Here is a 25,015-nt window from a genome sequence, read left to right on the forward strand (position 1 = left end):
ATATATTTATATTTATTACATAAAAGCATAAAAGCATCAAAGTGTAAAATCAAGATGTTATCAGAATTTTTTGCACTAATTTTTAATTTTTTAGTATATCAGCGGTAATTTTATGTAACAAGGATGTTAAAGGAGTTTTTCTAAAATGAGTCAAAAGGTTGTTGTAATTGGACTGGGGTTAATTGGTGGATCAATATCTCTAGCTATCAAAAAAGAACATCAATCAAAGGTTGTCGGTTGTGATATTAATGAAGAACAACTCAAATTGGCCCAGTCTTTATTAGTAATTGATGAATATGAACTAAATATTAGCAAAGCTGTTGTAGACGCAGATTTAATCATTGTCGCAACACCTGTCTTACAAACAGAATATATTTTGAATCAGCTACTTACTTGTGACCTAAAAGAAGGGGCTATCATTACTGATGTAGGAAGTACGAAGGAAAAAATTATGGAGAATGCCCATCACTTCTTTCATAAAGGTGTTGCATTTATAGGAGGACACCCTATGGCGGGATCTCACAAAAGTGGAGTTTCAGCATCTAAGGCTCACTTATTTGAGAATGCCTTCTATATCCTTACAAAGGGTGAACAGGTATCCGATAACGATGTTAAAAATTTAAGATTCTGGTTAAATGGTACAAATGCAAATTTTATAGAAATGTCTCCACATGAACATGATGAGATTGTTGGAGTCATTAGTCATTTCCCACACATTATCGCCTCAAGTTTGGTACAGCTTTTACAGAAGAGAGAACGCGAAGATATTGATGTGAAAAGATTAGCTGCTGGAGGTTTTCGTGATATCACACGTATTGCTTCCTCTAACCCAATCATGTGGCGTGATATCACGCTTCACAATCGTGAAATATTAATTCAAATAATGGATGAATGGATTAACGAAATGTCCTCAATTAAAGCGCTAATTGAAGAGTCTTCAAAGGAAAAGATCTATACCTTTTTTGATGATGCCAAGAGATATCGGGATGGTCTTCCTGAGAAAAAGAAAGGAGCTCTCCCTGCCTTTTATGATCTATATATAGATGTTGAAGACCATCCAGGGGCTATCGCTACTGTAACAGCCATTCTTGCTAAGGACGATATTAACTTAACAAATATTCGTATTATTGAAACAAGAGAAGATATGTTCGGCGTCTTGTGTTTATCATTTAGAAATGATCAAGAACTTGAGATAGGAAAAGTATTATTAGAGAACAATGGATTTGAATGTTATTCTGCTTCTGAATAACAACCATTTAAGACTGGTATAAGAATTAATTTATGCCAGTCTTTCTTTCTTCAAAAAAATGTATTCTCTTTCAACCCCACCATAATTAAAAATGATTTCGAAACTTCTAACTAGCCGAGCAAATTAAGACTACATAATTTGTACAGAGACATGGCTACATTTTGTGAGGAGGAATAGTGTTGAACAGAGTTACTAAAACGTTAAGCACCAGTTTTCTAACAGGTCTCCTTCTGGCATCAAGCTGGAATGGTTCAAACGTTCATGGTGAAACGAATTATCCGGATGTATCTAAGGACATTACCGGATATGAGGAAATCAATTATTTATCGAACCAAAATATCATTAATGGCTATCCTGATGGATCTTTTGAACCGGGAGAAAATGTGAGTCGTATGGAAGCAGCGATCATGTTAACGAGAGAGTTAGGGCTATCTACAGATAATGTCCCAGACCCTGGTTTGAAAGATATCCCTAAGGATCATCCCCACTATGAATATGTTGCAGCAGTAGTAGAAGCAGGTATTTTTCAAGGGACTGATGAAGGCAACTTTGAACCAGATCGAGATATTAGCAGGATTGAGATGGCAGCAACTCTAACAAGAGCTTATGACCTTGAAAATGAACCGATTTCTAAGGAATTTAAAGATGTAAATGATCATCGTAAATATGTAAGTGAGGTTGCTTCAAACCGAATATCTATTGGGTTTCCTGATGGCACTTTTCGACCAAATGAGTCAACAACACGTGCTCAGTTTTCTATCTTTCTAGCTCGTGCTATGGATGATAAGTTTAAAAAATACTTATCAAATGCACAGCCAGACCCAAACTTTGAGGAAGTTGACAATGAGAATATTCGAGGAACTTACATATGGCATGCAGAAAATGCTATTAATGAACCCGATAAAATCCTTCAGTTTGCTAAGGAAAAAGATATTAACCTAATATACGCTCGCTTAGATCGTACACAGGATTATTCGGTTTATAGCGATTTTGTAGAAAAGGCTCACGAAGCAGGTATTGAAGTTCATGCAATGGGTGGTCATCCGAACTGGGCACTTGAAAAAGGTGAAAAACGTCTTAAGATGTTCACGGATTATGTCACAAGCTATAACAAAGTTGTTCCACCTAGACAGCAATTTGATGGCATCCATTTAGATATAGAGCCATACGTTCTGAAAAACTGGGATGGAGATAGTAACAATGTATTATCTACGTGGAAAAACAATATTGAATTGTTTGTAAGTGAAGTCAAAAAGAATTCTGACCTTGAAACAAGTGCTGACCTAGCCTTTTGGCTTGATAAACATCAAACACCTGGTCAACCTGATACATCCTTTAGTAAGTGGTTTATCGATACATTAGACCATACAACTGTAATGGCGTTCAGAGATGCAGCAGAAGGTTCGAATGGTATCGTTGATGTAGCTAAAAAAGAATTGGAGTATGCAGAAGAGCTAAACAAAGAGCTCACCATTTCTGTTGAAGTGAAAGAAAATAAAAATGCTCCTCAAATTACCTTCCATGAAGAAGGGAAACAAGTTATGGAAGAGGAACTTGATAAGGTTCGAGATCAATTAAGTGATTCAAGCTCTTATCATGGTAATGCTGTCCATGCATATGAATATTGGAGAGATGAAAATTAATTTAACTATTAAAAAAGGTCACGGATTTCCGTGACCTTTTATTATTTCAAAATATTAAGCGATTTTCTTGCAAGCATCTGCACATTTGAAGCAAGCATCTGCACATTCTTGGCAATGTTTATGGTCGTGCTTTTTACATTCTTCACCGCACTTTTCGCAAATCGTTGCACAAACCTGAGCCAATTCAGAAGCGAATGGTGTACCTCGAACAAGAGCTTGTTCTAGGTAAGCACAGATGTCTGCACATTCGCGATCTAATCGAATGCAGTCTCTCATAGAGTTCATATCTTCTTCCTGAAGGCATGAATCATAACAATGGTTACATGCTTCCATACACTCATGTAATGCTTTGATTGCTTCTTGATACTTTTCATGTGACATTAAAAAACACTCCTTAAATCTTCATAATATTATTTACATATAATGTGTTACCATAAAATGTGCAGATTTTGTGCAATTTCTTCATAAATTAGAAAAGAATGAATAACTCATAAAAAAGAGCTCACTGACTATCAGTGAACTCTTTTTTATGAGTTATTCTACTACTTTTATTTTCCCTACCATTCCAGCTTCTTTATGGCCTGGTATGCTACAAAAGAATTCATACTCTCCAACTTCTTTAGGAATGAATTTAACGCGAACCGTTTGTCCTTTTTTGGCATTCATATGAAGAGTTTGTTCACTATGGCCATGACCATCTCCATGACTATCGCCATCTTGTTGGTCGTCACTATGACCATCATCATGACCCCCTTCAGCGTGTACTTTATTTACGCCAAAGATATTTTCAATGAAGGATACATTTTCTGGATGATCTGGCATCTCACCTTTAAATGTAATTTTTGCTTTTAAATCACTTGAAGTTAAATCATGAAATACAGACCCATCATTCGTAAGTTCCAGTTCATATTCTTTTCCTTTTTTTAAAGTGATAGAGTCTGGATCATAGCCCATTTCAAATGCAGAAATTTCTATAACACCGTCTTTAGATTCCTTTTTTGTTTCTTTATCTTCATTACTTTTATCAGAATCATTAGATGTAGCTTCATCTTTCTCTGCGTCCTCTTGTTTCGTTTCTTCTTTTGGTTCTTGGTTATCATTAGATGCATTGCTATTTGAATTACTACAAGCTGTTAGCAATACGGCAAGGAGAGCAATCCCGATGATAGTTATACTTTTTTTATTTTTAAACATGCTGTAAATCCTCCCATTATTCTAAAACTATTCTCACGATAACATAGAAAGCATATTTTTGTCTCGCTAAAGTGATATAATGAGAAAGAACTTTCATCTTACTTTTCATATAATTTGAAATCCGGACACATTATCTAAGCAGATAAAATAACATCTTCATAGTTACATTTTATTTTATGTAACTAGTTTGTTTTTCTGAATTAGGGTTTTAATATGAGCTTTCTCATAATCGTTCCAATTAACTGTTCATTTTCCTCAATTACAAGACCTGCTTTATGAATGTTATCGAGTGTTTTTCGGTTAATATTGGCTCCCCATAACCTAACTATGAAAGGATTTAACAAATCCATGGTTTTTCCTATGAATGGATTTTCACTCCTCATGTGTTCAAGCATCACAATTCTACCATTCGGCTTACAAACACGACGCATTTCTTTTAACCCTTTCAGAGGATCAGGAACAGAACAGTAAACACAAGTTGAAACGATAAAGTCAAAGGTATCATCATCAAACGCTAGTTGTTGTGCATCCATTTCAAGCAAATCTACTGATGCACGTTGACCCACTTTATTGGCTTTCTCCCTTGCTTTCTTCAACATTCCTTCACTAAAATCTATCCCTGTTACATTTACTTGTTCAGGATAAAAAGGTAGATTAGCTCCTGTACCAACACCCACTTCGAGTACTTCACCTTCCAAATTGTTTAATAAATCTTCTCTCCACTCTTTTTTAATCATTTTGTCCATGACATCATAAATAGCGGAGATGCGATTGTATCTTTTCTTAATGACATTCTGTTTTTCTTTCATAAATTGACCTCCTACAGGAGAACTCCATTTCCTCCAATGATAAATATAAAAATGAAAACATCCAAGAATAAGTCTTCAGTTTAAGTTAAATATAGTTTTCATTAAATCTTCCTACATTTTGCACTGAATCTTGATATTTCACGGATATGATAGAAGTATAAAAAATAAAGGAGTGGTTCATATGAAAAAAATTATTGTAAGCTCATTAGCATTAGGATTAATTATCTCTAATGGAGTTACTGGTGTATATGCACAAAGTCTTAGTAACAATGCAGACAACATGTCACCTCAAACCCAGATGAGGATGGATTCAATGCAGACACATCATCAAATAATGCAAGACATCAATGGACCTATTAATTATGGTCAAGTCAAAAAAATTATGAATCAAATCCACCCTCAGATAACGAATAAAGAAATAAAGGACATGTACAATTCTATGCATGGAACAAATGGCTCTGAGCAGAGTGCAAACTTTACTCATATGCATAAAAAATAACATTATGAGTAACAGTATAGTTACAGCATCATTCTGCTACGTTATCCAGCCAGTTGGTGGCATGTGAAGGAAGCTATAATGGCAGAAATGTAACAACAAGCATAGTTATCGTAAAAGGGCTCCTGGTTAGGAGCTCTTTTTATAGGTAAGTCCAGTATGTAAAAGTATCTAGTATCCCTAATACAATCATTAATAGACCTGCTCCCCGTTGTACATACAAGCCCACTTTCCTCCCGTTCTTTTTCATAAAACTACCATCTACTTCAAAATACCAAATTAAAAATACTACAATAATTAGGGGAAGAGATGTTCCAATTGCGAATATACTTGGTAAAATCGCTCCATATGGTGTAGAAAGAACTATGGGCATTAGGGATACAAAAAATAAAATAAACATCGTTGGACAGAATCCTAGAGAGAAGCTTACTCCTATAAAAAATGCTCCTAATTTCCCCTTCTTTAATCGGTCTGGAATCTTTCCCAATGTAAGCGTCCACCTCATCTTCCAAACTCCTAGCATAAATAAGCCAATGAATACTAACATGGGACCAATTAATTTACGAACCCATGGAAAGAAATAAGTAGTTAAAGTCCCTTGAAATTCTTGACCTAAAATCCACACAATTAAACCCAATCCGGAAAATACAACAATTTTTCCAAGAATAAAAAAAAGAACCTCTTTCCATGCTACTTTCTCTTGCAATGATTGATTCCCATAGATTGTGATCGCTCCTAAGTTCCCTGTAAATTGACATGGCGCTACAGCTCCAACTAACCCTAAAATCAATGCAGAAAGAAAAGGGATTCCTTCTGAACCATAAGCAATTTCAATTAAGGGTTCACTTATATATCCACTTATTCTACTGAAAAATTCATACATAGCTCTGATCCTTTCATTTTGATAATGTAAGTACTCTTTTACTATACATTATTCTTATGAAGATTTTGTGCAATTTACATATAAAACACTAAAAACCCCTCGTATGTGTTTAAAAAACACATACGAGGGGTTAGCCTTAAAAAGGACTATAAACTCCTTTATAGTTTACGAGGGTTATCATGCCTCTATCAGCATGGTTATTATCATGACAATGGAAGAGCCATTCTCCTTGATTATCTGCTTTAAAATAAATTTCGTATGTTTCGCCTGGTTTCACATTTATTAGATCCTTAACTACAGGAGTTGTTTTATTCCCATTTTTTTGACAACTTGAAAACGATGACCATGCAAATGCATAGGATGATTTAACATACCTTGGTTGGTTAAACGCACTTTAACCAGATCTCCTTTAGCAACATCGATTGGATTGGTATCAGGAAATGTATCATTATTAATCTGAAAAACCATTCCTTCTCCCATATTCATTCCCATATCTAATTTCATTTCATAAGAGACATCGACATTTTTAGGTGTTTGATTGAATATCAAGTTTTCACTTGAAAAAGTAGTCCCATTAACTGTATTACTAGAAGCTTGAGTTTCATGAGAGTTTTGATTTTTAGAATTACTTTGTCCAGTTTGAAATGGAATAGATATAGATTGTTCAGATTCATCGCTTGTCATATCTCGAATAAGAGAAGTTGTTTGGTTGGTTTGAACGTATTCAACATCGATTCTTTCTCCCGGGGCAATTTCTAACAGATTACTAGATTGATTGGTTTGAGTTTGAACACTTTCTCCATCAACTGCTAATACCTTCATACTTTCTTTTGGAAATCGTATTGTGTGAACCTGGTATCCCGCATTAACAAATCTCAGCCTTGCTTTTTCCCCTTTTTTAAGTTGGATCGGTTGGATTGAATCTCCATTTTTTCCGTTTATCGTGAAGGTGTCATACATTGCCTCTGTATCTGCCTCTCCATTGCCTGACATCCCTCCCATCATCATACTTCTCATATTTGAAAAGCTTTGTTTTTCTTGGTTCACTGCCCACTCATCAAGAATAAGAGTATGGTCTTTTGTGTACGTCTTTTCTTTTGACTCAACGATAAAGGCACCATATAATCCTTTATCTACTTGCTTGGAGCTATGTTGATGTGAGTGATACCAATAAGTCCCTGCGTCATCAGCAGAAAATTCATAAGTAAAACTTTCTCCAGGTTGTACAGCTTCTTGCGTTACATCAGGAACGCCATCCATTTTGTTTGGAAGTATAACACCATGCCAATGTATGGTTACTGGGACATCTAGCTTATTCTTCAAATGTATTTTTACAAAGTCCCCTTCTTGAACACGAATCTCTTTGCCAGGTACGGTTCCATTATAAGTCCAGGCATTTGTTGATGTTTGGTTGTTGATTTTCCACTCAGTCTGTTTTGCTGTAACATTAAAGGTTTTTACTGGCTGATTTTCTTTAGCTTCTACATTGAAATCTAAAATGCTCTTTCCTTTATTTTGTTTGAGAGCTTGTTTTGCACTATCTGAAGGCCAGAAATTTAGTACCCCCCAAGTGCTTACAAAACCTATGCCAATTATAAATAGAATAATTGATAGCTTTCTCATTATCGTTTCCCCTCACCATTTTCATTTACGTCTATTCTATATCCACTAGCTGTGCAATTCGTGTGCAAAAAAATGCAAAATCTCCAAGGAAGTTTATGATTCCCTGGAGATTTATTTTAATCAACATCTAGGCTTTTAACAATTTTGCATTAATGGCAACAACTACCGTACTTAAACTCATTAAAATCGCTCCAACAGCAGGGCTTAGAATAATACCAATTGGTGCTAGTATTCCCGCTGCTAATGGAATAGCAACAATATTGTATCCAGCTGCCCACCAAAGGTTTTGAATCATCTTGTTATACGTTTTCTTCGATAATCTCATAATCTGTACTACATCTTTAGGGTTACTCTTCACTAATACAATATCAGCAGATTCCATAGCTACGTCTGTTCCGGTTCCGATCGCAATTCCTAGATCAGCTGTAGCAAGTGCTGGAGCATCATTTACACCATCACCAGTCATCGCTACATTCCAACCTTTTTCTTTAATTTTCTTTACTTGATCTGCTTTTTCATCTGGAAGGACTTCAGCATATACCTCATCGATTCCTAACTGTTCTGCTACCCAGTTCGCCACTTTCTTACTATCACCTGTAAGCATGATGGAATGGATGCCTCTTTCCTTTAAAGAGGAAATGGCTTCTTTAGCATCTTCTCTTACCATATCAGCTAACGCGATCATGCCAATTAGTTCTTGTTCCACTAATACGAATACAACAGTTTTGCCTTCTTCAGATAGACTGTTGTATTTCTCTTGATTAAATGAATAATTTTGCTCGTTCATAAAGCCAGGGCTAACGACTTTTACTTCTTTACCGTTTACTGTTCCACGGAGTCCTTTACCTGTCATAGATTCGAACTCATCATTATCTTCTAATGAAAGATTATCTTCTTCAGCTTTATTAAGAATCCCTTGTGCTAAAGGGTGTTCAGATTTTTGTTCCAGTGACGCTGCCCATTTCAGGACGTCCTGTTCTTGGTGGTTTTCTTCAGGAATAATGTTTGTAACTCCAAATTCTCCTTTGGTTAGTGTCCCGGTCTTATCAAAAACGACTGCATTTAGTTGTCGAGCTCCTTCAAAGTTCGCTCTATTACGAATAAGTAGCCCATTTTTAGCAGATAGAGACGTTGAAACGGCTACTACAAGAGGAGCTGCAAGACCTAATGCGTGTGGACATGTGATTACCATAACCGTTACCATACGTTCCATAGCAACATCAATAGGGTGTCCCAGTGCTAGCCATATAATAAAGGTAAGAATACCGCTTCCTAAGGCTAGATAAAATAACCACTTAGCTGCTCGGTTTGATATATCTTGTGTTTTGGATTTAGATTCCTGAGCTTCCTTAACTAAACCAATTACTTGTGAAAGGTACGTATCATCTCCAGTTTTTTGAACGGAGATCGTGATAGAACCTTCTTGGTTTACGGAGCCACCTATTGCTTCATCACCCTCACCTTTTTCTACAGGCACAGATTCACCGGTTAACATTGACTCATCTATTGTTGTTTTCCCATCAATAATATCTCCGTCAACAGGAACTTTTTCACCTGGCTTAACAAGAATGTGGTCACCTTCTGTAAGGTCTGATACAGCAACATCTTCTACATTTCCATCTTTATCAACTTTGTGAGCTTCATTAGGCATTAGCTTAACTAATTCTTCAAGTGCATTTGATGCACCCATCACGGACTTCATTTCAATCCAGTGACCGAGTAACATAATGTCAACTAATGTTGCGAGTTCCCAGAAAAAGTTGCGGCCTTGAAGTCCAAAGACAACCATTGAACTATAAACATATGCGACCACAATGGCTAATCCAATGAGCGTCATCATACCCGGATTTTTTTGTTTTAGCTCATCTTTTGCTCCAGATAAGAAAGGTAATCCACCATAGAAAAATACGAATGAAGCTAGTGCAAATAATACATATTTATCAAATGGAAAGGTCCATTCAAATCCAAGGAAATCTTGAATCATAGGAGATAATATTAAAATCGGAATGGTAGCAACTAATGAGATATAAAAACGTTTTTTGAAATCTTCTACCATGTCACCATGATCATGGTTATGATGGTCATGGCCACTTTCATGATGTTCGTGTTCATGTTCATGGTTATGTTCATGAGCCATAAGCGTTACCTCCTCTATTTGTTCAATTTATTTTTCATCTAATTTTTGTTTAAGTCGATCGTATTCTGCTTCAGTGATTTCTCCTCTAGCTAATCGTTCCTTTAGAGTATCAAGGGAGTTATTGTTCTGATTGTTTTGACCATTATTATTGGATTGTTTGTTAATGAATATAGCTACGATAATTATCAGGATGCCAATGATTAGGATCCATGTGAATCCCATACCCCCGAAGAATCCCATTCCATTTCCATTCATCATTTAACTCACCTCCTACATATACCATTTACCTGTATGGGTATTTTAAAAACATATCTACCTTAATCGTTTACTTTTTTGAATTATTACTCTCCATTCATCCATTTATAGCCCACTCCCCAGACAGTTTTAAAAAAATGGTCAATAGGAAAACCACTCTGTCGGACTTTTTCTCTTATGTTTCTTACATGAGAATCTACTGTTCGTCCATCAATATCCGAATTAAACCCCCATACAAGATCGATAAGCTGTTCACGGCTGAAAACGCGTTCTGGATTTTTCATAAGATGACCAAGCATTGTAAATTCTTTAGGAGTGAGTGTAATGTTTTGGTTCCTATAATGGAGTTTATACTTTTCCCCATCCCATACAAGTTCATTAATTTCGATGATATTTTGGTTTGTGGTTCTTCTGAGCAATGCCTGAACTCTTGCCAATAATTCATCCTCATCAAATGGTTTTGTTATATAATCATCCGCTCCTATTTTCAACCCTCTAACAATATCTGTCTTTTGATCACGAGCAGTAACCATGATTATAGGAACCTCAGAAATTTCTCTGATCTCCTTACACGTTTTCCAACCATCAAATTGAGGCATCATGATATCAAGTAAAATAAGGTCAAAAGATTCTTCCTCAACGAGTTTAATGGCTTCAGTTCCTGAGATTGCTTTTTTACAATTATAGCCCTGTGGGGAAAGATAAAGATCGAGTAAATCAAGCATACGTTGTTCATCATCTACTAATAAAATGTTATTGGTCATATATCTCCATCCTCTTGTAATTCTATCGATATGGTAGTCCCTTTTTCTAACTCACTTTCCGCGTATACACGCCCCCCATGCTTTTCAATGATTTCTTTTACAATAGATAGTCCTAATCCTGAACCTCCTAGGTTTCTAGAACGTGACTTATCCACTCTATAAAGTCGTTCAAAAATAAAAGGAAGCTCTTCTTTTGGTATGCCATTTCCATCATCAGATATTGAAATTGTAATGAAACCTGGTTTTGAGCGCTCAACATTTAAACGAATATCCGATAACTTTCCAGAATGGTTAATCGCATTATCAATTAAGTTAATGAGTACTTGATGAAACCTTTCTGGATCAACATCCACCTGCAGATCAGGATCGCAAGATATGTGGAAGGATATCTGTTTATCTTTAAATAGAGGAGTCATCTTTTCGTTTACTTTTTGTACAATTTCACATATATAAACGTTTTCTTTATATATAACAAATTGGTTTTGGTCCATTTTAGCTAATTCAAAAAGATTTTTTATAAGAAGTGTTAAGTGCTCTGATTCTTCTTTTAATATACGCAAATACCTCTCTCGTTCTTGATCTGATAAAGTCTCTCTACTGGCGATATTTGCATAGCCTTTTATATACGTAATAGGTGTTCGTAATTCGTGTGAAATACTAGCCAAAAACTCTTTTCTTTCCTCTTTCAGCCGCTCTAGATCCTCAGCTAAAATAACGATGGAGTTGGCAAGCTGACCTAACTCATCACTTCTTTTATACCCTAAGGAGACTTTCATGTTTCCTTTCATTAGCTCCTCTGTAGCTCTTTTCATACGTACTAGTGGCCTGGTTATAAAGTGACTTAATATGAAAATAGCGAATATAGTGAGAAATAATGTGATGATACCAGCTAGCATAAACTGATTAGAGAGTTCTCTAATAACTCCTTTAATAATGGCTGTATTTGCGAACATATACACAAAGCCTTCAATGTTTCCTTCAACACGGATTGGACTTACAGTTGCTACATAATCATTTTCTTCCCATTCATTATGAAGGATTAACCCTTGATGACTTGTTTCAGAAATATTGCTATGAATCATAGAATCCAATGACTCATTTACAGGTTCTGATTTAGCCAAAACATTTTTTTTAGTATCTGTTATGACCACAATGGTCTTAGCCTCTGACTCCATTAAAGCTACATGATTTAAAGTACTTTTATCAAACCGCTTCTCAAGAACATCTCTGTGACTATTTCCACGTGATAGCAGATTATCCATTACTTCTTCTATTCGATTATCGGCCAAGCTCTTATATAAAAAGAAAAATAGGATGGCTTCTACAATAATCATAAATATGAAAATAAATATTCCTAATTTAAATGAAAGTTTGTTCATTTCTATTTCCCTCATTAATAGTGATTTTGATTATTTTCAAGTCTATTCCTAGTAGATAAAATGAACAAAGACTTTGCTTATATTTTTCATCCTACCCATCCATTTTGCAGATTCTATGCAGAAAGGTATAAACTTTATTAAATAAACAAAAATCTGCTTAGTACTAAGCAGATTTTATAGATCTTTTAGTCAACTTTCCCTGATGTGACAATTTGACTCCATTTTTCACCCTTATTTTTGGTAATATAAGCATGATTTTGATATGTGTAAATGACCATTTCATCAGATTCCTGCTTTTTATCAAAATAAGCTACAGCATCTTGCCCTAACTTAGGAAGGGATATCTGTTCTTTTGTTTCTTCTTCTAAGTCATATGTCGTAAGCTGAGGTTTTGAATAAAATGTTCCATACCAAAGTTTATTCTCACTGAAATATACTGCTGTTCCATTTACGTTTTCTTCTAAAGGTAAAAATTTCTCTCCTCCGTCTTCAGATAAATAAACTCCATTTTTAGTGGTTACAGCAATCATTTTTTCGTTAGTTGGATGAACGGCTATGGCTACAATTTCCCCATTTATCCCTTCTCCTTTAACACGTTCCCAAGAGTCCCCTTCGTCTAATGTCTTATGTAATCCAGAACTTAATTGGGTATTACCATGACCATTATAGACGTATATGGCATGGTTGATATCACCTACGCCCATCGAATGAAAGTCGAAGTCTCCTTCGAAAGCTACATCGGATAAGTTTTTCCCATCATCGGAACTTTTTTGAATCCCTAAAGGGTTAGGAAGTTTGGATCCTTTACCAGGATGCCCACTTGTATAAAAGCCCTTATCGACTACATTAAATCCCATATAATCATTGTTTTGATCTGTTGTAGCATACCATGTCTTCTCTTTATAAAACTTTAAACCATCGTGGGATGCGAAAGCGATTCCTTTCTCCCCCATGTAACCTATTCCATGAACATGTTCTAATTTTCCATCAAATTCTGTTAAAAACTCTTGGTCACTTTGATTAGATTGACCACATGCCCCTAATAGTAAGACGCTTAATAGAACACTAAGTAAAGTTATTTTTTGTCGCATTCTTATTCTTCCCTTCTTATTTCATTAAATGGTACCTGAATTATACAAATCAATTATCAAAAAACTGTGCAAGAAACTTGTCTAATTTGTGTACATTTTCATGATTAACAACATCAGAAACCTGTAAACCCTCCAAAAAATTGATTGGATAGGAAAGACGTTAGTTTAGTCATCCATCCGAAGAATAAAAAAATCCCCATTACAATCATGGTAAATCCTCCGATTTTTATGAATAATCGGTTGTACCTTTTTATCCATTTCATACGCCCAATAAAGAACGACATAATAAAAAATGGAATAGAAAAACCAAGAATATATGCCATCATATAGAACATAGCACTTTGTGGATTAGATACTCCCATTGCAATAACAGCTGCAAGAATTGGACCTGTACAAGGTGTCCATCCAGCCGCGAAACCTAATCCTATTAGGCTTGAACCCATATACCCTTGTGGACGATTCTTAAATTTGATGCTACGATCCTTCATAAGAAATTCTGGCCTAAAAAACCCAATAACCACAAATCCCATAAAGGTTATAAAAATAGCTCCTAATTGTCTTATTAATTCATCGTTTGTTATAAAGAATTCACCTACAAATGATGTCGAAAAACCAAGTGCTATAAAAACAACAGAAAAACCTACCAAGAAAAACAAAGTGTGAAGTAAGGCTCGTTTTTGCGTCAATCCCTGCCCATGCTTTAATTCATCTACTGACATACCAGTTATATAGGAGAGGAAAGCAGGATAAAGGGGAAGGCAGCAAGGAGATAAAAAAGAGAGCAATCCCGCTCCAAAAGCTAATAGTAAAGTTACTTCCATTTTAATTGTTCTCCTTTTTATATTCTTCAGGTTGGATTTGCAACATAAACCTTCGAATATCTTGTTCCGTTAAACCAGCAGTTACACGTTTTTCAACGATTCCTTCTTTATTTATAAGGAACGTTACGGGAATAGGTCCAACCCCATATGCATCTAGAACGTCCTTGTTTTGATCCATCGGTATAGGAAAGGTTAAGCCATACTCTTCTACAAAACCTTGAACTGTAACTCTAGGTTCTCCTACATCTACAGCTAATACTTTAACTCCTTTGTCTTTAAAATGTTGATATTGGTTTTCCATAAAAGGCATTTCTTTTTTACATGGAGGACAGTAAGTTGCCCAAAAATTTAAAAATACACCCTTACCTTGGTAATCACTTAATTGAACTTTTTCACCCGAGAGTGTTTTTAACACAAAATCTGGTGCTTTGTCACCAGCTTTAATGAAGTCCTGATCCTCCTCTGTAAAACTTTGATAGAGCATATACACGATAGCTGCTACAAACAATGTTAAAATTCCTAAACGAAAAAAGAGTCTCTTCTTTGTTTTTTTCATAGTTTATCCTCCTATTTACGATGATGGTTCATATAATTTTTATCAAACAAATGTCCAAAATCAGTGCAAATAGATGTGAAAAGAATTTTACAATTTGCCTGCATAAGAATAAAGGCCAATCCCTTTAGACAATATAAGCTTGTTCAAAAATATTTTTGGAGGGTTAAATTATGGGAGTATTATCAACATCACCAACTAACATGGATGCTTGTATAGAAGAGTGTCTTAAATGTGTGCGTGCTTGTGAGGAATGTTACTACGCATGTATGAATGAATCTGATGTGCAAAATCGACTACATTGCATTAGCACCCTTAATGATTGTGCTGAAATTTGTGCTCAAGCTACACAATATATGTCACGAAATAGCCAGTTTGCTAAGCAATTATGTACGCTATGTGCGACCATTTGTGAGCAATGTGCAACTGAATGTGAGAAGTTCCAGGACAAACATTGTCAGGAATGCGCTCAGATTTGTCGTACTTGTGCTGATGAATGTAGAAAGATGTCTGCTTAAATTAAACACATAAAAATATCGCTAAAAATCCGAGTTCCTCATTGGGATACGGATTTTTTGTTTTTTAGGTTTGATATAATTTAACGCATGCTCATCTTATAAATGGGTATAACTTACTAATAAGGAGAATAGATGAAGGATACATTATTTATAGCAAGCTATCACTGTATCTGATATTCTAGACTTTGTCCGTGAAATTGCAGAATAAGAGGTGCTTTATGGAAAGAATTGCAATACTTCTTCCTTGTTATAACGAGGAACAAACCATTGGGAAAGTGATAGAAGACTTCCGTTCCGAACTTCCTAATGCTGATATTTATGTTTATGACAATAATTCTTCTGACCGTACTTCCGAAGTCGCTGAAAAGCATGGAGCTATTGTAAGGAAAGAATGGCGACAAGGAAAAGGGAATGTAGTTCGTTCTATGTTCCGTGAAATTGAGGCAGACATCTATGTCATGGCTGATGGTGATGATACGTATCCACCTGAATTTGTTCATGATCTTATTCGACCGGTTCGGGAAAAGAAAGCCAATATGACCATAGGTGATCGTCTAAGCAACGGTACGTATTATGATGAAAACCAGCGTAGTTTTCATAGTTTTGGTAATAACTTGGTTAAAGGTCTTATTAATCGTTTATATAAAAGTGATATTACGGATATTATGACGGGATATCGAGCATTCGATCAGCTCTTTGTAAAGTCCATGCCCGTAATGAGCTCTGGCTTTGCTATTGAAACGGAAATGAGCATTCATTCTTTGGATAAAAAATTCCTCATTCAAGAGGTCCCAATCGATTATCGTGATCGCCCTGAAGGTAGCGAGTCTAAGCTTAATACATTTTCAGATGGATTTAAAGTACTGAAAATGATCTTTACTTTATTCAAAGAGTATAAGCCATTTGTTTTTTTCTCCTTATGGACAATGATTTTTATCTTGTTCGGTCTACTAGTGGGCATACCAGTTATCTCAGAGTTTATTCAAACAGGTTTTGTTTCAAAGGTCCCTTCCGCTATACTTGCAACGGGATTTATGATACTTGGTGTTCTTTCATTTGCTTGCGGCCTAATTTTAGACGTTATGTCAGCAACGAACCGAAAACAGTATGAACTTGAACTAAATCAACTTTATGATCGAATCAGGAGGAAAGGCGATGAGTAACTCAAATGTTCTCATACGTGGAATGGTATCTGCTGTAGCAAGCTTCATAGCTACAGCAGGTATCATTTCTTTCTATGAGCCTTTTTATAAATTTACTATGATTATTGGTGTCATTGTGTTTTGTCTATTTGCCGTATCAATCTTTCTTATCACGAATAAGTATGATCAGTTTGAGATCTTTAAAGTGTCTCATAACGTATGGAGTCTTCTATTTGTTCTCGTATTTCCAATACTTATTATAATTAGTACAGCCCCTGATCAATCTCATATTGAGACCACAATCATGCAGATCGTGACCTATTTGATTACATATTTTGTCTATGTAGGGCTGTTACTTGGTTTAATGGAGATCATATTTAGACTTAACGTCCATGGAAGTTCTTTAAAGTTTAGTTTTTTGATTTATTTTATGATCCCTGTTGTTGGATGGGCTCTTTACTTGATCGCTTTTTACCCAGGTACAATGACTCCAGATTCATTAGCTCAATGGGGGCAGGCGCACTCCTATGAATGGAATAACTGGCATCCTATTGTTCATACCTGGTTACTAACAGCTCTACTTCAGATTTGGGATTCACCTGCTATTATTTCATCATTTCAAATCATTATGATGGCTTTAATTTGGGCATACAGTATGAAGTCAATTGAGAAAAAAGGAGTTTCTTTCCTAGCATTAGCTCTATTTAGTGTTGTAGCTGCAGCCTGGCCAGTACTTGGTATTTTCTCCATCACCCTTTGGAAGGATATTTTATATAGTTTTGTTCTATTTCTGTTTTGTGTACTCATATTTAATATGGTTTTTACAAGAGGACTTTGGTTAGACAAAAAGAGAAACTTGATCCTTCTGTTAATTACTTCATTAGCTGTAGTCTTCTTTCGACATAACGGTTTCCCTGTTTTTCTTGTCACAGGTGTTTTTCTCTTTATTGTATTCAGGAAACAATGGAAACCACTATTGTTAAATTTCATAGCAATCATAGGAATCTATCTAATTGTAACAGGTCCAGTCTTTTCAGCGTTTAATGTGGAGCCTACTGAACTAAAAGAAGCTCTTGGCATCCCAACACAACAAATAGCCAATATTGTGGAAAATGGAGATATGACACAAGAACAAAAAGAATATATAAGTGAAGTTATGCCACTTGAAATATGGAAAAAATATTACCATCCTTACAAGGTTGACCCACTTAAATTTTCAGGTGAATATGATGATGTCTATATATCAGAGACTTTTGGTACATTTCTGAAGGTATGGTCTGGTATGGTTATACAAAATCCTGGTTTAGCACTAGAGGCGTTTTTAAGAGAAACCTCGGTTGTATGGCAAATGCATGAACCGAAAGATCCTGGCTACACTTCGAAATACGTAACCAACATTTATCTGAACAATGAATATGGTTTGGAAAATAAGGTAATTGATGAAAAGCTCACGAAAGATATGCGAGAGTATCTAGAGGATAGCCAAGAGAACTTTCTAACAACGATATGGCGACCAGCTAGTTATTTATTAACCATTCTATTTCTAACATTTACTGCCGTTATGAAACACGGTAAAAGTAGTAGCATCTGGTTGATTGCCTTACCTGTCCTGTTAAATGTAGGTTCTGTAGCAGCTAGTCTCCCTGCACAAGAATTTAGATATTTGTTCTCCAATGTACCACTTGCCCTATTCTTAATTGCAGTAATGTGGATTGGGCGAGATGACAAGAGGGTTTTATATGAATAGATTTACAAGATCCATTAAAGAAAATCGTACAGGTATTATTCTGATGACAATAGCAGCGTTCCTGATCTCTCTTGGTCAAATGTATTGGAAACTTTCGGGCGCTGGTATTAACTTGGATTTAATTGGTGGCTTTATCTTTTACTTCATTGGCGCTGTTCTAATGATAGTATCTTTTAGGTTCGGAAGTTTATCTGTCCTCCACCCTTTGCTTAGTTTAGGGTATGTGTTCGCTCTTTTCCTCGGGGTGTTTTTTGTCGGCGAAAGCATAGGCCTATTACACTTACTGGGGATGTTACTCATTATTATAGGAGTTATTCTCATTGGGGGTGGAGATCATTAAGCTATTACTCATCATCTTTATGACATTGTTCGGTTCTCTCGGAGGCTTTTTCTTTAAAAAAGCTAGTGATCATCCCTTTGGATTCAATGTATCCTTTATTACGCAACTGGGTATCGGTGGAACGTTTTATATGTCAGGAGCACTACTCAATATATATTTATTAACGTTACTTCCTTATACGGTTGTTTACCCTATTACATCAGTCACCTATATTTGGACCATGATTTTATCGGCTTATTTTTTACATGAGAAAATTACTATTAAGAAAATGATCGGAGTTCTACTAATATCATTTGGTTCTGTATTATTAGTTTTATAAAAAGCATTCTCCTCTAGGAGAGTGCTTTTTTTGTCATAGCTTTGTAAAAAACTATAGTAAACCATCTCTTAAACTTCATGATATAATGCTAGTGGTAAATATAATGAATAAGGATTGATGAAAGATGTTACGAAAACTTAAGATGTCAATTCTCCTAGTTGGTCTTCTTGTTATGACTATTGCCACTTCTGGTTGTGGTCAACAGGAAGAAAATACAAATCAGGACTTTAGTAATTCAACTATTGGAGATATTCGTGAAGAAACTAAATCTGCAAGTGTGCTTCCCTCTTTCTTAGATGAAAAGCCAGAACAAATGAGTGTGATTTACGAAGCGGTTGTAAACCACAAAGAAGTTGTTGAACAAATGCCATGTTATTGTGGTTGTGGTGAATCCGTTAATCATAAAAGCAATTATGACTGTTTTGTTTATGATGATACTAAAACGGGTTCTGTCGTTTGGGATGATCATGCAACAAAATGTGGGGTTTGCTTAGAAACAGCTGTAGAGTCTATCAACAAGTATAATGAAGGCAAATCAATCAAAGAAATAAGAAATATGATAGATGAAACGTATAATAATGGAGACTTTGCAAAACCAACACCTACTCCACCTGTTAAATCGTAAAGCCTATTCTACAATAATGACTTTTTACTGAATAACATAAATAGTAGTTCAATTAAGGGTGCAAATTATACTTTGCATCCAAAACTGAACTACTGTTTAAAAGATACCTTTATGAATCAACTAAAGCACTTACAATAAGTTTTTTAATATTGCCTTTTGAGCATGCAAACGGTTTTCGGCTTCGTCATATACGACTGAGTTTGGACCATCTATAATTTCAGAAGTTACTTCCTCTTCTCGATGTGCTGGTAAACAATGAAGAAAGATAAAGTCTTCTTTGGCAGCTTCACATATAGGGGAGTTAACTTGGTAAGAACGGAATGCTTCAAAGCGTTGTTTCGCTTCCTCCTCTTGACCCATGCTTGCCCACACGTCCGTTACAATTACATCAGCCTGTTCAGCAGCTTCCTGAGGTGAATTTGTATAGGTTATTTGGCTACCCTTACCTAGGGCTTTCTGCTTTGTTTTTTCAAAGATTTCTTCAGCAGGTTGATAACCTTCTGGTGTTGCAATTGATAGATCCATACCTACACATGCTGCGCCTTCAAGTAATGAATGACACATGTTATTATGACCATCACCAACATAGCATATTTTAAGGTTAGATAACGTTCCTTTATACTCATAAATCGTTAATAGATCAGCTAGCACTTGAGTGGGATGATGCATATCCGTCAACCCATTAATAATCGGTACATCCGCATGGTGAGCAAGTTCTTCAATGGTTGTATGTTCAAACGTTCGTATCATGATGCCATCTACATAGCGGGATAGAACCTTCGCTGTATCCTCTATCGATTCGCCTCTTCCTAATTGAAGGTCATTCGCATTTAAGAATATTCCATCACCTCCTAACTGTTTCATACCAACTTCAAAAGATACACGCGTTCGTGTGGAGGATTTCTCGAAAATCATTCCTAATACCTTACCCTTTAAATAAGGATGAGGAATCCCTCTCTTTTGCTGTCTTTTCATTTCCATAGCTTGATCTAACAGTTCATAAATGTCTTTGCTATTAAAATCATTAAGAGTTAAAAAGTTTTTATATTTTTTAGTCATTTGAGACGAACTCTTCTCTTGTACAATATTGATACTCATTTACTTCACTCCTTCTTGGATAGATGAATTTGCAGCCAAACTTCTGTATTCGGAAAGCGTTGCTACAGATAATAAACTTTTACGCTCCGATAGTTTCATAGCTGCTTCAAAGGTGTCGATCGCTGTGAATAATGGTACTTGATAGCGAATGGCAAGTTCTCTTATGTTAGAACCTAATGTTTCTTTGTTTCGTCCCTGCTTAGGTATATTTAAGACGCCAGCAACTTGACCATTTGACATCCAATGTTTAATAGAAGCTATATCATTTACAGATTCAGATACAGTGATACCATGGTCGCTAAGGAATTGGGCGGTACCAGGAGTAGAAATAATCTGAAAGCCTTCTTCTTTAATTCTTATCAATTGCTCTAGGCTTTCTGCTTTTTCTCGTTCAGAAATGGTAACAAATATAACATTCTTTTGTTCAGAATAGTGTAATGGATTTTTTTCTCCCATAAATAAAGCTTTATCTAGTGCATCTTCTACATCTTCCCCAAGTCCTAAACGTTCACCTGTCGATTTCATTTCCGGTCCTAAAACCTGGTCAACATGTCGTAATTTGCTGGTTGAGAAAACAGGAGCTTTCACAGCATAATAGCAGGCCTGGTCAATTAGTCCATCCTTTAATCCTTGAGATTGTAAATTATCTCCCAGTTGAACCCTTACCGCTGCCTCTATCAACGACAGTCCTGTTACTTTATTAACGATCGGGACAGTACGGGATGAACGTGGATTCACTTCAAGGATATATACAATATCTTCGTGAATGACAAATTGTATGTTTAATAACCCGCAAATGTTTAAAGCTCTGCAAATACGCTTGGTATAATCAGCAATCGTTTCTTTTATAGAGTCTGGATAAGAAACGGAAGGAAAAATCGTAATACTATCTCCAGAATGCACACCTGCTTTCTCTATGTGCTCAAAAACTCCTGGGATATATACATTTTTTCCGTCACAGACAGCATCAATTTCACATTCAGCTCCTGGTACATACCGATCAACTAATAGAGGCCAAGATTCCGCGGAATTTTCAATTTGACGTTTCATGTAATTCTCCAAATCATGAGAATGATAGAATGTGTACATCGATTGCCCACCGATAACATAGGAAGGTCTCACTAGTATAGGGAAACCTAATTCCTCAGCTGTTTCACGTAATTCATGACTGTTATATACAGTTTCCCCTTGTATATGAGGAATGTTCAATTGTTTTAACAATTGATAGAAATGGTTACGATCTTCTAATTGATCAATTGCCTCAGTAGAAGTACCTAATATCGGAACCCCTGCATCCTTTAATCCGTTGGCGAGATTAATAGCTGATTGTCCTCCAAATTGTAAAAGAACACCATCAACCTTTTCTTTCTCAACAACATTTAAAACATCCTCTAAAGCCAATGGTTCAAAATAGAGTTTGTCTGCGATGGAATAATCCGTGCTAACGGTTTCTGGATTATTATTGATAACAATTGCTTCATATCCCTTCTCTTTCACTGCGAAAGTTGCCTGTACAGAACAATAATCAAATTCTACTCCCTGACCAATTCGTATTGGCCCAGACCCGACGATGAGAATTTTCGGTTTCTGATTGATCTCTACTTCATCTTCACCAAGCTTAGTTGAGTAGTAATATGGGGTTTTCGCTTCAAATTCAGCTGAACAAGTATCGACAAGCTTGTAACGATGTTTCATACCTAGTAATCTTATTTTTTCCCTGACCTTTTCTTCATCAACTTCATAGATTTGAGCAATCCGATGATCACTCATATTGAAGAGTTTTACTTGCTTAATCAAGGAATCAGGCACTTGATCCCAAGTATAATAAGATAACTTGGTTTCCATTTCTACAAGGTCTCTTATTTTTTCTAAGAACCATAAATCCATTTGTGTGATCTTTTGAACCTGTTCTATTTCTGTACCACGTCTAAATAGTTCAGCGATAGCAAATAAACGTATGTCTGTTGCCTTTTCTAAATGATAATGGAGTGTACTTTCTTCAACATTATTAAATGATGGATTGTATAGCCCTGAAATTCCATTTAGCTCTAATGACCGTAAACCCTTATAGAGGGCACCCTCAAATGTTCTATCAATGGCCATCACCTCACCTGTAGCTTTCATCTGCGTCCCTAATTCACGGTCAGCTTCCGTGAATTTATCAAAAGGAAAACGAGGTAACTTGACAATGACGTAATCAAGTGCCGGTTCGAAGGCTGCGAATGTTGTTCCTGTAATCGGATTTGGAATTTCGTCTAAATGAAATCCTATTGAGCATTTTGCTGCCATACTGGCAATCGGATAGCCCGTTGCTTTTGAGGCAAGTGCTGAGGATCGGCTGACCCTTGGATTCACTTCAATAATGCAATATTGATCAGAATCAGGGTCGATCGCAAATTGAATATTACATCCACCGATAATTCCTAATTCCCGAATAATTTTAACCGAAGCTGTTCTAAGCTTTTGGTATTGAACATCTGTAAGTGTCTGCGATGGGGCAACAACCATGGAATCCCCTGTGTGTACGCCGACTGGATCTATGTTTTCCATATTGCAAACCGTCAAGCATGTATCATTGGAGTCTCGCATAACTTCATACTCGAGTTCCTTCCAACCTTTAATACTTTTTTCGATTAACACTTGATTGATCGGACTTAAATGTAATCCATTTTTTAAAATGGAGTCTAACTCTTCTTCATTTACAGCTACTCCTCCGCCCGAGCCACCTAAGGTATAGGCAGGACGAATGATGACTGGAAAGCCAATGTTTTGAACAAACTCATATCCTTCTTCATACGTATGAATGATTTTCGATTCAGCGATCGGTTCCTCAATATCCAGCATTAGCTTTCGAAACTTTTCTCTGTCTTCTCCCTGCTGTATGGATTGAATTGGAGTTCCCAGAACATCAACGCCATACTGATCTAGAATCCCATTTTCATATAATTGTACTGTTAGATTTAAGCCTGTTTGGCCGCCGAGCGTTCCAATAATTCCATCGGGATTTTCTTTTTTGATTACTTGTTCAATGGAAGATACGGTTAATGGTTCCATATATACCTTATCTGCCATTGTTTCATCGGTCATGATGGTAGCCGGATTATTATTAATAAGGACAACTTCTATATTTTCTTCTTTTAATGCTAAACAAGCTTGGGTCCCTGCATAGTCAAATTCAGCAGCTTGACCAATGATGATGGGACCTGAACCAATCACTAAAACTTTATTAATATTCTTCTGCAAAGGCATATGTCATCTCACCCGTTTGTTTGATTTTTTGTAAAAATTGCTTAAATATTTGATAGGTATCGATTGGTCCTGGATGGGCTTCAGGGTGAAACTGCACGGTTTCAATTGGGTATATACGATGTTTTAACCCTTCTATGGACTGATCATTTACATTTTTATACGTAATAATAAACTCATCATCATCAACACTTTGTTCGGTCACCACATAGCCGTGGTTTTGCGAAGTAATCCACACCTTCCCTGTTTCAATTTCCTTAATAGGATGGTTACCTCCTCTATGACCAAAAGGCAATTGGTCTGTGTTCGCACTGTAAGCCAATGCAACGAGCTGGTGACCAAGGCAAATACCCAGTGTTGGATACTTTTTTGTTATGCTTTTAATTTCCGGAAGCCATTCTGATAAAGCTGTTGGATCTCCAGGACCATTACTAAGCAAGACTCCATTAGGATTGTACTGGCATAATTGTAAATAGGTTGTACAATACGGCATAACGGTTACTTTACATCCTTCTTCCAGTAGCGCTTTTAAAATTGACTTCTTATATCCATAATCAATCAGTGCAATATGAGGACCGTTTCCCTCATAGGTTTTGACTTCCTTTGTAGATACTTGAGGTACTAATGAAGTGTCGAATAGAGCGTGATCATTAAAGGATGAAAAGGACTCAGGATTTTTTGTTATGACCCCCTTCATTGTTCCGTTATTTCGGATTTTTTTCACAAGCGCTCGTGTATCTACACCAGCTAAGCACGGAACGCCTTCATTTTTGAGGTAATCTGCAAAAGTTTGAAATGATGCATAGTGACTCGGTTTACTACATAAATCGCTAATAATAACTCCAGATACATGCACATTTTGGCTTTCGTCATCTAAATGATTTACACCATAATTACCGATTAAAGGGTAGCAAAAGGTCATAATTTGGCCCGCATAAGAAGGATCTGTTAGAATTTCTTGATACCCTGTCATACTAGTATTAAAGACTACTTCTCCTGTCGAGAGTTCATCATCCCCAATCGAGATGCCTTCAAATAGTTCTCCGTCTTCTAATAGTAAATATCCTTTATCCATTTACGACT

General features: G+C 36.1%; 23 protein-coding genes and 1 pseudogene. 9 read left to right on the plus strand and 15 right to left on the minus strand.

Features of this window, described 5'->3' with window-relative positions; genetic code table 11:
• The first annotated feature begins 145 nt into the window (after positions 1–145).
• Positions 146–1,249, plus strand: a complete 1,104-nt coding sequence (locus GS400_RS10015) for a prephenate dehydrogenase (RefSeq protein ID WP_160101369.1) — start codon at positions 146–148, stop codon at positions 1,247–1,249.
• A 179-nt stretch (positions 1,250–1,428) separates the two neighbouring features.
• Positions 1,429–2,892 carry an S-layer homology domain-containing protein gene (locus tag GS400_RS10020; RefSeq protein ID WP_160101371.1) on the plus strand — a complete coding sequence of 488 codons (1,464 nt, stop codon included), beginning with the start codon at positions 1,429–1,431 and terminating at the stop codon, positions 2,890–2,892.
• Between the two features lie 54 nt (positions 2,893–2,946).
• Here the strand turns inward: GS400_RS10020 and GS400_RS10025 are convergent, their stop codons facing one another.
• The 3 genes from GS400_RS10025 to GS400_RS10035 form a co-directional block, all read right to left on the minus strand.
• Positions 2,947–3,273, minus strand: a complete 327-nt coding sequence (locus GS400_RS10025; protein WP_160101373.1) for a four-helix bundle copper-binding protein — start codon at positions 3,271–3,273, stop codon at positions 2,947–2,949.
• Positions 3,274–3,426: 153 nt separating this feature from the next.
• Positions 3,427–4,086 carry a plastocyanin/azurin family copper-binding protein gene (locus GS400_RS10030; protein ID WP_160101375.1) on the minus strand — a complete coding sequence of 220 codons (660 nt, stop codon included), beginning with the start codon at positions 4,084–4,086 and terminating at the stop codon, positions 3,427–3,429.
• 200 nt (positions 4,087–4,286) lie between these two features.
• On the minus strand, positions 4,287–4,895 hold the full coding sequence (locus GS400_RS10035) for a class I SAM-dependent methyltransferase (RefSeq protein ID WP_160101377.1): 609 nt from the start codon (positions 4,893–4,895) through the stop codon (positions 4,287–4,289).
• A gap of 181 nt (positions 4,896–5,076) precedes the next feature.
• On the opposite strand from GS400_RS10035, the gene GS400_RS10040 reads away from it, so the two are divergent.
• Positions 5,077–5,394 carry a hypothetical protein gene (locus tag GS400_RS10040; protein WP_160101379.1) on the plus strand — a complete coding sequence of 106 codons (318 nt, stop codon included), beginning with the start codon at positions 5,077–5,079 and terminating at the stop codon, positions 5,392–5,394.
• 139 nt (positions 5,395–5,533) lie between these two features.
• Here the strand turns inward: GS400_RS10040 and GS400_RS10045 are convergent, their stop codons facing one another.
• From GS400_RS10045 to resA, 9 genes and pseudogenes are all read right to left on the minus strand, one after another.
• Positions 5,534–6,274, minus strand: a complete 741-nt coding sequence (locus GS400_RS10045) for an urease accessory protein UreH domain-containing protein (protein WP_160101381.1) — start codon at positions 6,272–6,274, stop codon at positions 5,534–5,536.
• A gap of 136 nt (positions 6,275–6,410) precedes the next feature.
• Positions 6,411–7,897 (minus strand): annotated as a pseudogene (locus GS400_RS10055) (multicopper oxidase family protein).
• A gap of 127 nt (positions 7,898–8,024) precedes the next feature.
• Positions 8,025–10,034 carry a heavy metal translocating P-type ATPase gene (locus GS400_RS10060; protein WP_160101385.1) on the minus strand — a complete coding sequence of 670 codons (2,010 nt, stop codon included), beginning with the start codon at positions 10,032–10,034 and terminating at the stop codon, positions 8,025–8,027.
• 27 nt (positions 10,035–10,061) lie between these two features.
• Positions 10,062–10,292, minus strand: coding sequence for an SHOCT domain-containing protein (locus tag GS400_RS10065; protein ID WP_236561214.1), 231 nt, complete (start codon positions 10,290–10,292; stop codon positions 10,062–10,064).
• Between the two features lie 83 nt (positions 10,293–10,375).
• Positions 10,376–11,053 (minus strand): response regulator transcription factor, encoded by a 678-nt coding sequence (locus GS400_RS10070; protein ID WP_160101387.1) that lies wholly within the window; start codon positions 11,051–11,053, stop codon positions 10,376–10,378.
• Positions 11,050–12,432, minus strand: a complete 1,383-nt coding sequence (locus GS400_RS10075) for a sensor histidine kinase (protein WP_160101389.1) — start codon at positions 12,430–12,432, stop codon at positions 11,050–11,052. The genes GS400_RS10070 and GS400_RS10075 overlap by 4 nt, the downstream gene beginning before the upstream one ends.
• A gap of 185 nt (positions 12,433–12,617) precedes the next feature.
• Entirely contained in the window at positions 12,618–13,523 is a 906-nt protein-coding gene (locus GS400_RS10080) for a F510_1955 family glycosylhydrolase (protein WP_160101391.1), read from the minus strand.
• Positions 13,524–13,636: 113 nt separating this feature from the next.
• Complete coding sequence (locus GS400_RS10085; RefSeq protein ID WP_304608248.1) at positions 13,637–14,350, minus strand: cytochrome c biogenesis CcdA family protein; 714 nt, start codon at positions 14,348–14,350, stop codon at positions 13,637–13,639.
• Positions 14,346–14,900 (minus strand): thiol-disulfide oxidoreductase ResA, encoded by a 555-nt coding sequence (gene resA, locus GS400_RS10090; RefSeq protein WP_160101395.1) that lies wholly within the window; start codon positions 14,898–14,900, stop codon positions 14,346–14,348. Before resA ends, GS400_RS10085 begins: the two co-directional genes overlap by 5 nt.
• A gap of 170 nt (positions 14,901–15,070) precedes the next feature.
• Between resA and GS400_RS10095 the strand changes: the two genes are divergently transcribed.
• The 6 genes from GS400_RS10095 to GS400_RS10120 all read left to right on the plus strand — a co-directional run bounded on the left by GS400_RS10095 (position 15,071) and on the right by GS400_RS10120 (position 19,588).
• Positions 15,071–15,415: a four-helix bundle copper-binding protein gene (locus tag GS400_RS10095; protein WP_160101397.1), complete on the plus strand. Its 345-nt coding sequence runs from the start codon at positions 15,071–15,073 to the stop codon at positions 15,413–15,415.
• Between the two features lie 218 nt (positions 15,416–15,633).
• Positions 15,634–16,578 (plus strand): glycosyltransferase family 2 protein, encoded by a 945-nt coding sequence (locus GS400_RS10100; protein WP_160101399.1) that lies wholly within the window; start codon positions 15,634–15,636, stop codon positions 16,576–16,578.
• A complete protein-coding gene (locus GS400_RS10105) occupies positions 16,571–18,304 on the plus strand; it encodes a DUF6020 family protein (protein ID WP_160101401.1) in 1,734 nt (577 codons plus the stop codon). Before GS400_RS10100 ends, GS400_RS10105 begins: the two co-directional genes overlap by 8 nt.
• The gene (locus GS400_RS10110) at positions 18,297–18,644 is read left to right on the plus strand and encodes an EamA family transporter (RefSeq protein ID WP_160101403.1); all 348 of its coding nucleotides are present in this window, start codon (positions 18,297–18,299) and stop codon (positions 18,642–18,644) included. Before GS400_RS10105 ends, GS400_RS10110 begins: the two co-directional genes overlap by 8 nt.
• Positions 18,631–18,963: an EamA family transporter gene (locus GS400_RS10115; RefSeq protein WP_236561253.1), complete on the plus strand. Its 333-nt coding sequence runs from the start codon at positions 18,631–18,633 to the stop codon at positions 18,961–18,963. The genes GS400_RS10110 and GS400_RS10115 overlap by 14 nt, the downstream gene beginning before the upstream one ends.
• Before the next feature lie 142 nt (positions 18,964–19,105).
• Positions 19,106–19,588, plus strand: coding sequence for a PCYCGC motif-containing (lipo)protein (locus GS400_RS10120; RefSeq protein ID WP_236561215.1), 483 nt, complete (start codon positions 19,106–19,108; stop codon positions 19,586–19,588).
• A 129-nt stretch (positions 19,589–19,717) separates the two neighbouring features.
• Here GS400_RS10120 and argF read toward each other — a convergent pair whose 3' ends face one another.
• From argF to GS400_RS10135, 3 genes are read right to left on the minus strand one after another with little or no spacing between them, the layout of a single operon-like run.
• Positions 19,718–20,686, minus strand: a complete 969-nt coding sequence (gene argF, locus GS400_RS10125) for an ornithine carbamoyltransferase (RefSeq protein WP_160101407.1) — start codon at positions 20,684–20,686, stop codon at positions 19,718–19,720.
• Entirely contained in the window at positions 20,687–23,935 is a 3,249-nt protein-coding gene (gene carB, locus GS400_RS10130; protein WP_160101409.1) for a carbamoyl-phosphate synthase (glutamine-hydrolyzing) large subunit, read from the minus strand.
• A complete protein-coding gene (locus tag GS400_RS10135; RefSeq protein WP_160101411.1) occupies positions 23,913–25,007 on the minus strand; it encodes a carbamoyl phosphate synthase small subunit in 1,095 nt (364 codons plus the stop codon). The genes carB and GS400_RS10135 overlap by 23 nt, the downstream gene beginning before the upstream one ends.
• Positions 25,008–25,015: the final 8 nt, after the last annotated feature.

This window comes from Pontibacillus sp. HMF3514 (genome assembly GCF_009858175.1).
In the GTDB taxonomy this organism is placed as follows: domain Bacteria; phylum Bacillota; class Bacilli; order Bacillales; family BH030062; genus Pontibacillus.